The organism is Streptosporangium nondiastaticum, assembly GCF_003011965.1.
Classification (GTDB): domain Bacteria; phylum Actinomycetota; class Actinomycetes; order Streptomycetales; family Streptomycetaceae; genus Streptomyces; species Streptomyces nondiastaticus.
The window spans coordinates 28,115-42,709 of record NZ_PXWG01000025.1 but is presented as its reverse complement, the minus strand read 5'-3'; the positions used below and the strand labels follow the sequence as shown (position 1 = coordinate 42,709).

Sequence of the window (14,595 nt, the reverse complement as noted above, 5' to 3'; positions counted from 1 at the left end):
GGGGTTATTTTCCGCCGCTACGGTGATCGGGTCATGGGAGGCCGGGGGCGGGGCCGGGGGTGGGCATGGAACTGGGGTACTGGCTCGGGCGGGGAGCCGAGGCGTTCCGGGACTGGGCGCGAACGTACGACGAGTTCGCGGCGCATCCCGCGACGGCCGTCGACGAAGCGGCCTGTGAGGTGGCGTTCGAGGAGCTGCTCGCCCGGCTGCGCGGCAGTTACCCGTTCTTCCACCCCTGCTACGCGGGTCAGATGCTCAAGCCGCCGCACCCGGTGGCGGTCGCCGGCTATGCGGCCGCCATGCTGGTCAACTCCAACAACCACGCGCTGGACGGCGGTCCGGCGACCTCCGTCATGGAGGAGGAGGTGGTGGAACAGCTCGCGGAGATGGCCGGATTCGAGGCCCACCTGGGGCACCTGACCAGCAGCGGCACCCAGGCGAACCTCGAAGCCCTGTTCGTCGCCCGCGAGAGCCGTCCCGGCGCCGGCGTCGCCGTCAGTTCCGAGGCGCACTACACGCACGCCCGGATGTGCCATCTGCTGGGCGTCCCCGTGTTCACGGTGCCCGTGGACGCACGCGGGCGCATGGACATGGGCGAGCTGGAGCGGCTGCTGTCCACCGGGGCCGCCGGGACGGTCGTCGCCACCACGGGCACGACGGCGCTGGGTGCCGTCGATCCGCTGCACCGCATCGTCCCGCTGGCACGCCGGTACGGGGTGCGTGTCCATGCGGACGCTGCTTACGGCGGCTTCTTCCGGCTGCTGACCGGCGGAAGAACCGGCGGACGGCCCGACGGAAGGGCCGACGAAAGAGCCGATCGGAGGCAGGCGCCCTTCGCCCCGGAGACCGCCGACGCGCTGCGGGCGCTCGCGCGGTGCGACTCGGTGGCGATCGATCCGCACAAGCACGGTCTGCAGCCGTACGGTTGCGGGGCGGTGCTTTTCGGGGACCCGGACGTCGCCCGGTTCTTCCGGCACGACTCGCCCTACACCTACTTCACCTCCCGCCGGCCTCACCTGGGGGAGATCAGCCTCGAATGCTCCCGCTCCGGGGCGGCCGCCGCCGCCCTGTGGCTGACGCTGAAGCTGCTGCCGCTCACCCCCGACGGGCTCGGAGCGGTGCTCGCCGCCGGGCGGCGAGCCGCCGTCCGCTGGGCCGGGCTGATCAGCGACTCCCCCTGCCTGGAGCCGTACCAGCCTCCCGAACTCGACATCGTGACGTACTACCCGGCTGTCCCGGGGAGTTCGCCACCGCGCCTGTCCCGTGTCGGCGTGGCGAGCAAGGAGGTGATGCACCAGGGGATGAACGCCAAGGAGGACCCCGTCTTCCTCAGCGTCGCCCGTGTCACCGCCGACGCGTTCACAGCCCGCCACGCCGGTGCCGTCGCGGACAGCGACCACACGCATGTGCTGCGCAGCGTGCTGATGAAACCGGAGAGCGAGCCGTATCTGGACCGCCTGCACCAGCGGGTGGGACGGCTGGCCAAGACGTCGTGGCCCGCTGCCCGGGGGTCCGGCCGATGAGCAGCGAGGAGCCGCTGACGCCTCTGACCCTGGCCACCGACTCGCGCATCCCCGTACCGGCGGCGGCCGACGCCACGACCGCCGACTACGACCGCTACTTCCACATCGTGCGTCACGCACCGGACCTGATGTCCTGGACGTGCGGAGTGCTACGGCTCCAGGCGGCCGTCCTCGACGACCTTCCGCACACCGGTCTGGACGACTCCCAGCGTGCCGCGGTCCTGACCGGCCTGTTGCACACCTCCCACGCCGCGCTGGCGGCGTGGCTGCGGCCGGAGCCGGGATCCGTACCGGCGGACGGTCCCGCCCATGGATCAGACGACGCACTGCGCCGCTGGAAACTCGGCCACCAGCTCTTCCACCTCCTGCTGACCACCATGAACAGCACCCTCGACGACACCATGGCCGCAGTGGGCGCGGCACAGTGGAGGTCCGTCCGCCACGGCCTGGAGCGGCTGCGGACGCTGTACGACGCGGCCACCGCCGCCATGGCCTACGCCTCGGACTTCCCCGCCTCCGTCTACGCGAGCGACGTGCGGCCCACGATGGAGCCGCCGTTCGCGGCACCGGGCTTCTCCGGAACGCTCAATCAGGAGCACCGCGTCATGACCGAGCGGATGCACGCTCTCAGGGCCGCGCTCGGAAAGCTGCCGGCGCCGCCGTCCCTCCTCGCCGAGATCCGTACCGAGGAGGCTCTGCTGCGGGCGGCACAGCGACGGAACAGGCAGGCGCACGCGGCGATCTGCGAGCGCTGCGTGCCGGACGGCACCTCGCTCCTGTTGCGGCACACGACCCGGCGAAGGAGCGGCCGTGCGGCATGTGAGTGAACGCGTGAGCCCTGTCTCGCGGGCCGTGGGGGACATCGAGGGCATCGACGCGAGGGCCGGTCTGCGGCTGCTGGCCGGTCTGGTGGACGAAGTCGTGTGGCTCGACCACTGCCCCGCCGTGAGCGCGTCCTTCCAGCCGCCGCCCGCTTGGCTCCGGCACGAGCCCGTCTCGGCCTGGCAGCCGTTGCCGGAACCCCCGCCGGGCCTGCGGCCGTGCCCGCCCGATCCACGCCGCGTCTGCGTGTCCTTCGCTCCGGAGCACGGGGACAACGCCCGTACGTGGGCCCGCACGCACGGCTACCGTCTGCTCGCCCCGGACGCCGGCGTCACGGCGTGGGCCGCCGACAAGATCAGCGCCACCCGGCTGTTCGCCGAGGCCGGGGTCCCCGTCCCGCCCTTCCTGGTGATCCCCGCGACGGATCGCGAGCCGGCGGAGGCGTACTGGAGCGGCCGGTGGCCGCGGGCCGTCGCCCAGCGGGCGGAGAACAACCTGATCGGCCGCGGGACCGTCCTCGTCGACGGGCCGTCCGGCTTGCAGGCCTGCCTGGACGCCTGGCCGGACGAACCCGTCAAGCTCAGCCGTTTCGCCCCCGGGATCTCCCTGACCGTCACCGCGTGCGCCGGGCCGGACCGCACCGTCGTCTCCGCGGTCTCCCATCAGCTCGTCGGGCTGCCCGAGCTGGCCGCCTCCTGGGGCGCGCACTGCGGCAACCAGCTCGTCGGCCCGGACGACCTGCCCGAGGAGCTGTACGGACAGGCCCGGGCCGCCGCGTACCGCGTGGGCGAGGTCCTGCGGGGGCGTGGATTCCGCGGCGCCTTCGGCCTGGACCTCGTGGAGGAGGACGGCCGGCTGCGCGCCGTCGAGGTCAATCCGCGCTTCCAGACCGTGGTGTCCCTGGTCCACGCCGCCGAGGGCGCGGCGGGGCTTCTGCCGACCCTGGGCCTGCACGTCCTGTCCTTCCTCCTCCCCGCCCTGCCCCCGCCGGCAGCCCGGCAGCTGCCTCCCGGCGTGCGCCACAGTCAGCTCGTGGTGCACGCCCGTACGGACACCGTGGTACGTCGCCTCCCTCCGACGGGGCGCTACCGCAGGGACGACCGAGCGGTGAGCGGACCGCTTCACGGACCGCCCGTGGTGTCCCGGACGGCCGGCGACGAGGCCCTGTGGTGGGCCGTCGCCCGCTCCGGGCCGGTCGCCGCGGGCCAGGAGCTGGCACTGGTCCAGTTCCCGGGGCCGGTCGCGGCGCTGCAGCCCCGTCCGCGGCTGCTGCCGGGCGCGTCCGCCTGGATCGCGGGCCTCGTGCCGGACGAGGAGGCGCAGGGCCTGCGCCCGGAGAAGGGCGACGGGGACCGGCACACCGAGGACGAGGACGCGGAAGCGGACAGAAGTGCCGAGGAGGAACCGCCGCCGCTCCTGCGGATGAACGAACAGGCGATGCGCGAGGCCGGACGCCACGCCGTCGACCTCGTCATCGCCCGGATGACCACCCACGGCCCCCGGCCGCCCTGCCACGCCCCCTCCCCCGGCGCCCTCCGGGCCGCCCTCGACGAAACCCTCCCCGAGCACGGCACCCGCGACCTGCCCGGCCTCCTCGACCACGTCACCGAGCGGGCACTCGCCGAGGCGACCCGGCTGGACCACCCGCGCTGCTTCGCCTTCGTGCCCTCCACCGGCAACTTCCCGGCCGTGCTCGCCGACGCGCTGGCCTCCGCGTACCTCTCCGTCCCCGGCGCCTGGCTCGTCGGAGCGGGCCCCACGCAGATCGAACTGACCACGCTGCGCTGGCTGAAGACATTCCTGGGCCTCCCGGACGGCCACGGAGGCCTGTTCGTCAGCGGCGGCTCCACGGCCAACCTGACCTGTCTGGCCGTAGCCCGCGACCACCTGCTCGACGGCCCGCAGCCGCACGCCCGCCTGTACTGTTCCAGCCAGGCCCACCCCTCCGTCGCGCAGGCGGCGCACCTCCTGGGCCTCACCCGCGAACAGCTCACCGTCCTGCCCCCGGACGACGACCTGCGCCTGGACGCCGGCGCCCTGGCGGAGCGCATCGGCCGTGACCGCCGGGCGGGACTGCGTCCCTTCGCCGTCGTCGCCACGCTCGGCACGACCGGCACCGGGGCCGTCGACCCGATCGACCGCGTGGCCGATGTGTGCCGGGAGGAAAGCCTGTGGCTGCATGTGGACGGCGCCCACGGCGCGGCCGTCGCCGGCACCCCACGCGGTCACCATCTGCGCGGCGCCCTCGGCCGGGCCGACTCCCTCAGCATCGACCCGCACAAATGGCTGTTCCAGCCCTACGAGATCGGCTGTGTCCTGCTGCGGCGTCCCGAACTGCTCCCGGAGACCTTCGGTGTCACACGCCATGCCCTGGACCAGGCGTACCTGCGGCCGGCCCACCCCGCCGCCCCGGGACGCGAGGAGGTCAACCTCTCCGACCACGGCCCGCAGCAGAGCCGCGGTCTGCGTGCTCTGAAGCTCTGGCTCTCCCTGAAGACCTTCGGCGCCGGAGCCTTCCGCCGGGCCGTCGAGCAGGGCGTGGACCTCGCCGAGCACGCCGCCGGACTCGTCGAGGCCCACCCCGAGCTGGAGCTGGTCACGCCGCCCGGCCTCGCCATCCTCACCTTCCGCTACCGGCCTCGGAACGCGCCCCCGACATGGGACGCCGACGCGGCACAGGCGCACATCAGCAGGAGGGTGTGCGCCGACGGCGGGGCGATCCTCCTCACCACCACGGTGCGAGAAGCCACCGTGCTGCGCATGTGCACCATCAACCCCACCAGCACGCGTGCCGACGTCGCGTACGTGCTGGATCTGGTCACCCGCTACGGCCGCGAGGCCTGGCACGTCTGATGCGTGGACTGAGACGGAGGCTGTGGACTGAGACGGGGGCTGACGTGACGTCCGGCCCCGAGCGGTCGCGGCCCGGTCAGGCGATCACCAGCGTCGACGGCCCGTTGATCAGCTCCACCCCGCCCTTCGACGCGCACTTCAGCGGATCGAGCGCGATCTGAAGCCCGGGCGAAGCCACCGTCCGTCCCTTGAACTTCCCCTTCACCACCCGGCCCACGATCAGAACGACCGCCTGCCCGGCCACCTGCTGTACGTTCCCCAGGTGGTAGACGACCTTCGTCTGCTCACCGGTGTTCCAGGTGATCCACTCGGCAGTGGTCGCATCGGAGAAGAAGCAGCCGTTCCACCCGCCGCCACTGATCGAGGACGTCCCCGACCGCAGTGCCGGGTCCGTGGAAAGGCAGCTGTACGCACCGCTGCCGCCGATCCGGGTCCGCTGCGCCGTCAGCGACAGACCGGGCGAGAACGAGATGGTGTTGCTCCCCGCGCAGCTCACGGCGACGGCCGCGTGCGAGGCGTGCGCCGACGCGTCAGGCGCCGCGTGCACCAGCACGGCCAGCAATGCCGCCACCACACATCCGAGCCTCCTGCTCCACGAGAACCGTCCGCCCATATCCGCCCAGCCCCTCCCGCAAAGCCACCGCGTACCGATGGCAGCATCCTTCCGCTCCGGCCCGGAGCATGTCCGGCGCACGGTACGGAAGCCGGTGACGAGCAGCAGCACGGCGTCCCCGGGCGGCGCGGAAGCCCACCAACACGCCCCGGCAGCACCGCGTCCCTTTCACCGTTGCCTCCTCCGTTCGTGCCGCCGCCCGGTAAGCGCGCAAGCCGAGGCCGCAGTGAGCAAACCCGGGAGGAGGGCCGCCGGTTGAGTGCCCGGCGGCGTGCCGAGAGCGTCGCAAGTCGATGCCCCGCAGGGGCGGGGAGGATGCCCGACCAGGGCGAGTGCGGCTCCTGCCACCGCCGGCCCCGCCGCGCCACCGAGCATGGCGGACATGGTCGCCGTTGCCACCGCTTGCGCGGTGCCGTGCGACGCGCGGCTGCGGCTGACGACGGTCATGGCGGAGCCGTTGGCCAGGCCCAGGCCGCATCCCACGAGGGCGCATGCACCGCTGAACAACCACAGGGGCGTGGGGTGCCGGTGTCCGCAGCCACCGATGAGCATTCCGGCTGCGATACACAGAAGCCCGGTGCGCATGAGGCGTGAACCGTCCCGGTCTTCACCGGTCCGTTTGGCGGCCAGGCGGGCGGTGAAGACGGCGGGGGCTGCGGCCGGCAGGGCGACGAGTGCCGCCGGATGCCCTCTCTCGACGGACAGCAGGTTCGCTTCCGCATCCTTCGGAGGAGACTCCGCCGGCACCTTGTCCTGCCTCCTGGGACCTGCGAGCGGCACTCTCACGTTCCACTGGGGCGGCGACAAGGGCGAGGGGAAGGCGTCCCCCCGTCACGGCGACCATGGCGACCACGGCGGCACGACGTCGACCGCTTCGATCCGTAGCCTGGCGGCCGTACGCCCGAACGGAAACATCGTCACCGTGAGCACGGGAACCATCACCGACGGCGCGTTCAAGGGGGCGGCAGTCGTCACCGAGGTCACCCTGCTCGCCTCCCGGCAAGCCGCCTGCCTGACCCCCCAGGGCCTCACCTCCGCCTCCGGACCCACCACCGTGACCATCACCCGGGCCTGAGGAGGTGTTCGCCCTCGGTCCCTGCGGGTGTGCGGCCGGGGCTGAGCAGCCGGGACGCCGCGCCGGACGGCATGGCATCCCGCCGGCTCTCCAAGGTCACCGGCCGGCCGCACGCTCCCAGTGGAGCGCTGACTGACACTGCTGCGGCGCGGCCTGGTCACCCCGTGCGGCCACGCAGGGCCAACGCTTCGATGACCTCCGCCGTCCCGGGCGACGCCTCGGGCAGAAGGGGCATCCGGCCGCGGGACGCCTGTCGGTGCAGTGCGTCGGCCAGCTCCCCGGGCGTGCGGGGCCAGGGCACGAGTCCCGCGCGGGCGAGGGTGACCGCGTTCTGCCTGCCGTGCCCCGCCAGCACCTGGTAGCTGACCGCCGGCAACCCGGCGACCAGTGCCTCGGTCAGTGACAGGCCCCCGGCGTTGTGCACCAGGACCTCCGCCGCGGCCATCAACTGCGGCACGTCGTCACACCAGCCCAGCGCCACCACGCCCGGCAGACGCGCCGCCTTCCGCCTCAGCCGGTCGTTGCGGCCGCACAGCACCACTGCCGCGGTGCCGGGCACGTCCCGCACCGCAGCGACGCTCGCCATCACCTCGCCCGAGCCCAAGGCCCCCGCCACCATCAGCACCATCAGCCGCCCCGGTGGCACGCCCAGCCTTTGGCGCACCGCCCGCCGCACCGTCTCGTCCACCGGCCGGCGGAACGCGGCAGCGACCAGCGGCCCGCCCACCGACATCGTCACTCCGTAGCGTTCCGCGGCCTCCACCGCCGTCGCTTCGAAAACCGTCAGGTACAGATCGACCCCCGGATGCACCCACAGGCGGTTCGGTGCCGGATCGGTCAGGCAGCACACCACGGGGGTGCCCAGCTCGCCGTCCGCCCGCAGCATGCCCAGCGTCTGCGTGGCGAGAGGGAAGACAGAGACCGCCGCGTCGAAGCCGCCGGCCGCCCAGCGGGCCACCTCGCGTCGAGCCGTGCGGCACACCCGTCGGGTCAGCTCACGGACGACCGACTCGCGTTCCTGGCCACGGTCCGCCCAGTCGAACAGCCGTGGCGTGTGCCGGGCGGTGAACGTGTGCCAGCCCTTCAGCAGGGGCCGGTGCACCGGGGGCAACGCGTCGAGAAAATCATGCGAGACCGTGTCCGCGCCGCGTCCCCGGAGCCGGCGGACGAGCTCCCGCGCGGCGCCGTCGTGCCCCGCGCCCATGCTGCCCGAGACCACCAGCACCCGCGGAGCCCCGCTCCGGCCGGCGCCTCCTTCCGGCATCATTCCGTGCCGCTCTCGGCGGGACGGGCGGCTTTGCGGGCGAAGGCCGCCGCGAGCTGCGGAGGCGTCCATTCCCACCATGGCGGAGGAACATAACGGCTCATCAGCCTGATACTGCCTGCGCGGCGGGCGGATGAAACGCCGCGCGGACAGCAGGGCCTGGTGCTCGCGCTCATGCGGTTCGCATGGCGGGAGAGGAAGAGATCACGCCGCGCCGAAGCCCGCCGCCCACTCCGCGGTGGCCCGCAGGCCGCCAAAAGTGTAGAAGTGCAGCTTGACGTCGCCGTGCCGCTGCGGGTCGTAGCCCTCGGCGAGGGCGTGGACGAACCGGTCCGGGCCGGCCGTCCCCATGAGGTGGGTGAGGGAGAGGCCGTACTTCCGGGCGATGCCCGCGCTGGTCGCGACGCCGAACCGGGCGGCGTATCCCAGAAGCCTGCGCACCCCTGCGGGCCCGGGCACGCCGACCCTGACGGGCACGTGGATGCCGCGTTCTCGCGCTTCCTCGATCCATCCGAGGACCGGGTCGGGGTCGAAACCGAACTGCGTGATGATGTGACCGGGTATGCCGCGCTCGGCGAGCGCGGCAGTCTTCTGCTCCAGCGCCGACCACAGCCGCGGGCCGGTGATGACCGGGTGTCCCTCCGGATATCCGCAGACACCGACCTCCCGGACGCCGTACTGCTCCAGCAGTCCCGACCGGATCAGTGCCAGGGCGTCCTCGTACGGTCCCTCCGGCACGGCCGGGTCACCGCCCACCGCGAAGACCTGCCCGGACGTCCCGTCCTCCCGGAGCCGGGAGAGGAAGTCCTCGAACGCCGCGCGGGAGGGCATCCGGCGGGCCGACACGTGCGGAACGGGCTCGAAGCCGAGGGCCTTCACCGCACGGGCCGCGGTGAGCCGCGTCGCCGGCCCTTCGTTGCCGAGGAAGGTCACGTTGACACGCGTGCCGCCGGGGAGGAGCCGGCCGGCCTCTTCGAGGGCCGGTACGTCCTTGCCGGTCATTTCGAGGGAAAAGTCCTCAAGCAGCAGGCCGACGGCCCCACCGGGCGAGGCGGTACGAGAATGCATCGTGCTCCGTAAGGCGTGGGACGACCCGACTGCACGAGGGTAGACGAGCCCCCGGCCGCGCCGGCCTCCGGCCGGTTCCCCGGCGCCTCGCCGTCCGCGGTCAGGCGGGCGCGGTGACGCGTGCCCGGGTGATGAGCCGGTCCAGCAGCGAGAGCAGGCAGCCGCGGACGTCCTCCCGGGAACGGGCGTCGAGGAGGAGGACGGGGGTGTCCGGGTCCCTCAGGTGCAGGGCCGCCTTGATCTCCTCGGTGGTGTACGGCTGCTCTCCGTTGAAGCAGTTCGCGCCGACGATGAACGGCAGTCCGCGGTTCTCGAAGAAGTCGACGGCGGCGAAGCTGCGGTCCAGCCTGCGGGTGTCGACCAGGACGATCGCCCCGAGCGCCCCGTTCAGCAGGTCGTCCCACATGAACCAGAAGCGTTCCTGGCCCGGTGTGCCGAAGAGGTACAGGACCACTCCGGCGTCGGTGAGGGTGATGCGGCCGAAGTCCATCGCGACCGTGGTCGCGGTCTTGCTCTCGATGCCGTCGAGGTCGTCGACCCCCACGCCCGCGGACGTCAGCCGCTCCTCGGTGCGCAGCGGGTCGATCTCGGAGACCGCTTCGACCAGGGTCGTCTTGCCGACTCCGAAGCCCCCGGCTATGAGGATCTTGACGGGGGACGCTTCCGGTGCGGCTGCGGCGGTGTCATAGGCGGGCAAGGTTGTCCCTGATTTTCATGAGCAGGTGGACGTTGGAGGTCTCGGAGGCGTCCAGCGGCGGCCGGTGGCGGATCAGGCCGCGCTCCAGCAGCTCGCCGAGCAGGACCACCATGGGCGTCAGACGCATCCGCATCCGGGCGGCGATCTCGGCGACCGCCCGTCCGTTCGGCGACGGGCACATGCTGAGGATCTCCTGCCACTCCGTGGGCAGGCTGCCGTGACCGTGGCCGGGTCCGGCGGCCGCTGTGATCACGGTGTCCATCGTCAGACCATGCCGGGACGCGGCCGTACGCCCGTCGGTGAGGGCGTACAGCCGCGTCCGGCGGCGCCGTCCGGGCTGGGGGTCGGCCGTCATGACGAGGCGGGCGCCTGTGAGCGTTCGGGGGTGTCCAGCCACTCGCCGAGCGCCTGCGCGGCGCGGACCGTCTCGCCGCCCAGTTCCCCGAGCCGTGCCTTGCGGGAGGCCACCACGATCAGCGTGCTGCCCGATCCGCATCCGACGATGCACAGGTACCGGTCGTCCATCTCGACGAGCTGGCGGATCACTCCGCCCCCGTCGATCTCCCGCGAGATGGCCTTCATGGTGGACGCGATGCCGGAGGCTGCCGCGGCCACCCGTTCGGCCTGGTCCCGTTCCAGCATGTAGGCGCTGAGCTTGATCCCGTCGTTGGCGAGGAGCACGGCTCCCTGGATCCCCGCGATCCTGCTCAGGTTGTTGTCCAGGATGCTGTAGATCGCATCGTTCTGTGTCGTCGTCATGGCTGGTCCTGTCGGAGCTCGAGTTCCACTTGCCTGGTGCTGTCTTCGTAGTCCGCCCAGGCGTCGGCCACCTCTTCGGGCGTGGCCGCGTCCCGGCCGGCCGGTTCGGCCGCACGCGGCTCGCGGAGCCGCTGGGCGATGTGGGTCTGGGGGACGCGCTCGGGGAGAGCGGGCCGGTCGGGGGCGTCCCCGGAGCCGGGCCGGGGCGGCGTCTCCGGCGCCGTTGCGCGGGCGAGGCCCTTCCCGGCCTGCCGCACCTGCTCCTTCCGCAGGCGGCGCGGCAGTCCCGGCGTGCCGGGAGCGGGGTCGTCGCCCTCCGGATCAACGGTCTTCTGCCGCACGACGAGCTTCGGCCACCCTTCCTCGGCAGGCTGTGCGGGCAGTGCAGGGGGTGCGGGCGGGGCGGGCCGGGGCACGGGCGCGGGCTCCTTCGCCGGCCCGGAGGCCGCGGTGTCCTCCCGGGCCGGCACCAGGTGGTCGCTCGGGACGATCACGACGGCGGACGTGCCGCCGAACGCCGACCGGCGCAGCGTGACCGTCGCCCCGAGCTGGTCGGCGAGGTGGCCGACCACGAAGAGGCCGAGCCGGTGCGCGTTGCTGGCCAGTACGGAGTACGGCGGGGCCGAGTGGAGCCGGCCGTTCATCTCCTCGTACCGCTCGGCGGTCACCCGCGGGCCACGGTCCTCGATCTCGATGCAGAGGCCGTCGCCGACCAGTTCGGAGCGGATGGCGACCCTCGCCGTCGGTGGGGAGAAGCGCGTGGCGTTGTCCAGCAGCTCCGCCAGGAGGTGGCTGAGCTGGCTGATCACGCCGGCCTCCACACTGGTCTCGTCCATGGCGTGCCGGTCGATGCGCCGGAAGTCCTCCACCTCGGCGGCCGCCTCGCGCAGCAGGTCGGCGATGCGCATGGGTTCCATGTGCGGGTCGGGGACCTCGCCGCCCGCCAGGATGAGCAGGTTCTCGATCTGCCTCCGCATGCCCACCGTGAGCTGATCGGACCTCATGAGGTCGGCGAGGAGCGCCTCGTCCTGGCCGTAGGCGTCCTGGATGTGCTCGGTGAGGGCGAGCTGCCGGCTGACGAGGTTTCCGGTCCGTGCGGCGATGCCGGAGGCGAACGCGCTGAAGCCCTGCCGCTCGTCGGCGAGCTTCTGGTGTCCCTCGACGGATACGGCGACGACTTGGGCGAAGGCGTCGCTGATCCGTCCGACCTCGTCCTGTTCGCCCTCCGGCCGCGGCAGTGCGCCGGCGTCGACGGCCTCTCCGCGTTGGAGGCGGTCCACGACGTCCGGCAGGGTCTCCTCGGCGACCGTCACCGTGCGGTCGTGAAGGGAACGCAGGCGGCGCAGGACCGAACGCGTGGTGAAGACCACGACGGCGACGACCAGCAGGAGCGCGGCACCGCCCGCGGCCACCAGCAGGACGACCTGGTCCTCCAGCTGCGCGGCCCGGTCGTCGGAGTGGTCGAGCAGCTCCTGCAGCTCGCTCTCGTCGAGGGTGTTCAACTGGGCGGAGAAGGTGGTGTAGGCCGCTCGCCATTCCCTGACGTCCGGCGGCAGCACGACGTCGGAGGAGACGTCCCGGTGCTCGGAGGCGATCGCGTTCTCGATGCGGGACTTGGTCTGCCAGGCGTTCGAAGTGAGGATCCGCTGGAGGGCGTCCTGGTCGTCGAGAGGCAGGTCGAGGGCGACCGTGTCGTACAGGTAGTCGCTCGCGCCCACGGCTTCGACGAATTCGCGGAACCTGGCGGTGGTCAGCTTTCCGGAGGGGCCCGCCAGCGCGAGGATGGCGTCCTCGCGAGCCACCACTTCCGCCGCCGAGAGCAGGGCCACGAGCGATGTCGCCTCCTGCGTGAGCCCTCCGTCGTCGACGTGGTTGAACTCTCCGTAGCAGCGGACCGTTCCGCTGATCACGTCGGTGTAGAAGTCGACGGTGTCATCGGGGCTGCCGTGGCGTGCGTCGGTGCGCTCGCGCTGGGCGCCCAGTTCGGTCAGTCGCCGCGCGACGTCGCGGAGGCGGTCCTTCGCCCGGTCGGAATGGAGCTGATCCGGGTCCGACGACTTCAGGAACACGTCCACGGCCCGGTCGGTGCCGGCCCGGCGGCCGCGCAGCTCGGCCCCGGACACGGGCATGCCCGACCACCACGCGGCGGTGATCGCGCGCTCTGCCTGCAGTGCGGTCATCAACTGGTAGAGGGGCACGCCGGTCTGCCGGCCGGCCGCCACGTCCTTGCGCAGGTGCCGGGACTCCTGCACCGACCGGTCGGAGCTGATGAGGACCTGGACGCCCATCGCCACCGTGGGCACCACCGCGAGCCAGACGAGCAAGGTACGCAGGCGCACGGGCCGTCGTCGGCTTCTTCGTACCGGCTCGCCCGGGCCTTCGGATCCTGTGGGAGTCATCAGTCCTCGTACAACACAGCCGGTCATTTTCGGAGTGAGTGCCGATCATAACCAGCCAATTCCAGGAACATCAGTTGAGGTTGACGCACAGGATTGGTAAGGGCGTTCAAGAGGGGTTCATCGCTGGTTGCGCTGATTGTCGGCTGTACCCGGAGATCGAGCGGATTGCACGCCGAGACGAGGTCGGCCTCAGCCGACCGGGGGTCGAGCGACGATCGTGCGTTTCGAGGCAATGGCCTGATCTTGCAGGCGGGAAACCAGCTGTTGCGGGTTCCTGGCCAGGCCGTAGAAACGGGATGTCATTCCGCGTTGATCGTTTTCCCGGCCGAGGAGCCTCCCATGTCTCGTTTGCGTACCACCGTGATCGCTGTCGCCGGTGCTGCCGCGATGTTCGCCCTCACCGCCGCGCCCGCCCAGGCGGCACCCGGTGACGTGACCACCACCTGCGCCAGCACCGCCACCCCGGTGGGCTACGTCGACGTCAGCTGGGGCTACAGCAACACCTGCGGCGGCCAGAACTTCGCCCCGAACATCAAGCAGATCAAGCAGCTCACCGGCCTGCCCATAGGCACCGTCGTCCAGGCCTGCGGGTCCGCGTTCTACCCGACCGGCTGGGTCCAGACCAGCTCGTACTACAGCGGCTCGTGCGTCGCCTTCCCGAACTCCGGCTTCAACAACAACGCCTGGACCCTCAAGCGCGTCTCCTGATCCGGTCGTCGAGGCGGACCACCACTTCACCCCGCGCGCTCCATGCGGGCGAACGGGCTGTCGTCCAGGCCCGCGAGGAGCGCGGCGGGGTCGCGGTAGACGGCGATCGCTCCCGCCTCCTCCAGTTCCGCGCGGCCGATGCCCCCGGACAGGAGCGCGACGCAGCCGACCCCGGCCTTGCGGGCCGCTTCGACGTCCCAGACGGTGTCCCCGACGAAGAGGGCCCGCGCCGGGGGCACGTCCGCCTCCCGGAGCGCCTGCTCCACCGGCTCCGGGGCGGGCTTGCTCGCGTCCACGTCGTCGGCGCTGGTGGCCCCGAGGATCGCGTCGTCGGCTCCGATCGCGCGCCGCAGCGCCGCGAGTTCCGAGCCCTGGGCGGAGGTGGCCAGCACGATCCGCCAGTCCCGGTCCGCGAGGGCACGCAGCAGCGCGGCCGCCCCGTCGAGCACCGGCAGGCGGTCGAACCAGGTGGCGTAGAGGGACTTGTGCGCCGCATTGAGCGACTCGTCGCCGTCGTGGTCCCGGTCCTCTCCGAGCAGCCGGTCGAGGAGCCGGCCGGAACCCATGCCGACGGTGTGGTGGATGTCCGTCATGGCCACGCGGTGGCCCGCCTGGTGAAACGCCTCCCACCAGCAGACCGCGTGCAGGTAGTTGGTGTCCACGAGCGTGCCGTCCACGTCGAAGACCGCCGCGCGGGGGCGCGGGGAGTCCGCGGCGCTGGTCATGTCGTCGTACGCGGTCATGATTGCCGCCTCGGGGGTCGGTCGCCTGTGGTGAGGGGGATCGGGCGTGCGGACGGGGTCGGGGCCGGCCT

At 72.3% G+C, this 14,595-nt stretch carries 13 protein-coding genes; 5 read left to right on the top strand and 8 right to left on the bottom strand.

Going from position 1 to position 14,595, the window contains the following annotated elements:
• The first annotated feature begins 65 nt into the window (after positions 1–65).
• Genes B7P34_RS13110 through B7P34_RS13100 form a run of 3 tightly spaced genes read left to right on the top strand, consistent with a single transcriptional unit; the run spans position 66 to position 5,198 of the window.
• Positions 66–1,523 (top strand): pyridoxal phosphate-dependent decarboxylase family protein, encoded by a 1,458-nt coding sequence (locus B7P34_RS13110; RefSeq protein WP_106676068.1) that lies wholly within the window; start codon positions 66–68, stop codon positions 1,521–1,523.
• Positions 1,520–2,350, top strand: a complete 831-nt coding sequence (locus B7P34_RS13105; RefSeq protein WP_146166807.1) for a hypothetical protein — start codon at positions 1,520–1,522, stop codon at positions 2,348–2,350. Before B7P34_RS13110 ends, B7P34_RS13105 begins: the two co-directional genes overlap by 4 nt.
• Complete coding sequence (locus B7P34_RS13100) at positions 2,343–5,198, top strand: pyridoxal-dependent decarboxylase (protein WP_189382741.1); 2,856 nt, start codon at positions 2,343–2,345, stop codon at positions 5,196–5,198. Before B7P34_RS13105 ends, B7P34_RS13100 begins: the two co-directional genes overlap by 8 nt.
• 76 nt (positions 5,199–5,274) lie before the next feature.
• Here the strand turns inward: B7P34_RS13100 and B7P34_RS13095 are convergent, their stop codons facing one another.
• Complete coding sequence (locus B7P34_RS13095; RefSeq protein WP_146166806.1) at positions 5,275–5,922, bottom strand: hypothetical protein; 648 nt, start codon at positions 5,920–5,922, stop codon at positions 5,275–5,277.
• Between the two features lie 811 nt (positions 5,923–6,733).
• Here B7P34_RS13095 and B7P34_RS37465 point away from each other — a divergent pair.
• Positions 6,734–6,886, top strand: a complete 153-nt coding sequence (locus tag B7P34_RS37465; RefSeq protein ID WP_189382739.1) for a hypothetical protein — start codon at positions 6,734–6,736, stop codon at positions 6,884–6,886.
• A gap of 157 nt (positions 6,887–7,043) precedes the next feature.
• Here B7P34_RS37465 and B7P34_RS13085 read toward each other — a convergent pair whose 3' ends face one another.
• The 6 genes from B7P34_RS13085 to B7P34_RS13060 form a co-directional block, all read right to left on the bottom strand.
• Positions 7,044–8,111, bottom strand: a complete 1,068-nt coding sequence (locus tag B7P34_RS13085) for a glycosyltransferase (protein ID WP_189382737.1) — start codon at positions 8,109–8,111, stop codon at positions 7,044–7,046.
• A 243-nt stretch (positions 8,112–8,354) separates the two neighbouring features.
• Positions 8,355–9,218: a methylenetetrahydrofolate reductase gene (locus tag B7P34_RS13080; protein WP_106676058.1), complete on the bottom strand. Its 864-nt coding sequence runs from the start codon at positions 9,216–9,218 to the stop codon at positions 8,355–8,357.
• Positions 9,219–9,318: 100 nt separating this feature from the next.
• Positions 9,319–9,915, bottom strand: a complete 597-nt coding sequence (locus B7P34_RS13075; RefSeq protein WP_106676057.1) for a GTP-binding protein — start codon at positions 9,913–9,915, stop codon at positions 9,319–9,321.
• Positions 9,902–10,270, bottom strand: coding sequence for a DUF742 domain-containing protein (locus tag B7P34_RS13070; RefSeq protein ID WP_106676055.1), 369 nt, complete (start codon positions 10,268–10,270; stop codon positions 9,902–9,904). Before B7P34_RS13070 ends, B7P34_RS13075 begins: the two co-directional genes overlap by 14 nt.
• The gene (locus B7P34_RS13065; RefSeq protein ID WP_106676053.1) at positions 10,267–10,674 is read right to left on the bottom strand and encodes a roadblock/LC7 domain-containing protein; all 408 of its coding nucleotides are present in this window, start codon (positions 10,672–10,674) and stop codon (positions 10,267–10,269) included. The genes B7P34_RS13070 and B7P34_RS13065 overlap by 4 nt, the downstream gene beginning before the upstream one ends.
• On the bottom strand, positions 10,671–13,013 hold the full coding sequence (locus B7P34_RS13060; RefSeq protein WP_223267803.1) for a sensor histidine kinase: 2,343 nt from the start codon (positions 13,011–13,013) through the stop codon (positions 10,671–10,673). Before B7P34_RS13060 ends, B7P34_RS13065 begins: the two co-directional genes overlap by 4 nt.
• Positions 13,014–13,412: 399 nt before the next feature.
• Here B7P34_RS13060 and B7P34_RS13055 point away from each other — a divergent pair, with 399 nt between their 5' ends.
• Positions 13,413–13,781, top strand: a complete 369-nt coding sequence (locus tag B7P34_RS13055) for a hypothetical protein (RefSeq protein WP_106676050.1) — start codon at positions 13,413–13,415, stop codon at positions 13,779–13,781.
• Positions 13,782–13,807: 26 nt separating this feature from the next.
• Here the strand turns inward: B7P34_RS13055 and B7P34_RS13050 are convergent, their stop codons facing one another.
• A complete protein-coding gene (locus B7P34_RS13050; RefSeq protein ID WP_223267802.1) occupies positions 13,808–14,524 on the bottom strand; it encodes an HAD family hydrolase in 717 nt (238 codons plus the stop codon).
• Positions 14,525–14,595 lie beyond the last annotated feature (71 nt).

What these genes read in the sequence shown, in the direction of transcription:
- B7P34_RS13080 (WP_106676058.1), bottom strand. Translation starts at nt 9,218, where the DNA reads ATGCATTCTCGTACCGCCTCGCCCGGTGGGGCCGTCGGCCTGCTGCTT.
- B7P34_RS13105 (WP_146166807.1), top strand. Translation starts at nt 1,520, where the DNA reads ATGAGCAGCGAGGAGCCGCTGACGCCTCTGACCCTGGCCACCGACTCG.
- B7P34_RS13050 (WP_223267802.1), bottom strand. Translation starts at nt 14,524, where the DNA reads ATGACCGCGTACGACGACATGACCAGCGCCGCGGACTCCCCGCGCCCC.
- B7P34_RS13055 (WP_106676050.1), top strand. Translation starts at nt 13,413, where the DNA reads ATGTCTCGTTTGCGTACCACCGTGATCGCTGTCGCCGGTGCTGCCGCG.
- B7P34_RS13065 (WP_106676053.1), bottom strand. Translation starts at nt 10,674, where the DNA reads ATGACGACGACACAGAACGATGCGATCTACAGCATCCTGGACAACAAC.
- B7P34_RS13070 (WP_106676055.1), bottom strand. Translation starts at nt 10,270, where the DNA reads ATGACGGCCGACCCCCAGCCCGGACGGCGCCGCCGGACGCGGCTGTAC.
- B7P34_RS13110 (WP_106676068.1), top strand. Translation starts at nt 66, where the DNA reads ATGGAACTGGGGTACTGGCTCGGGCGGGGAGCCGAGGCGTTCCGGGAC.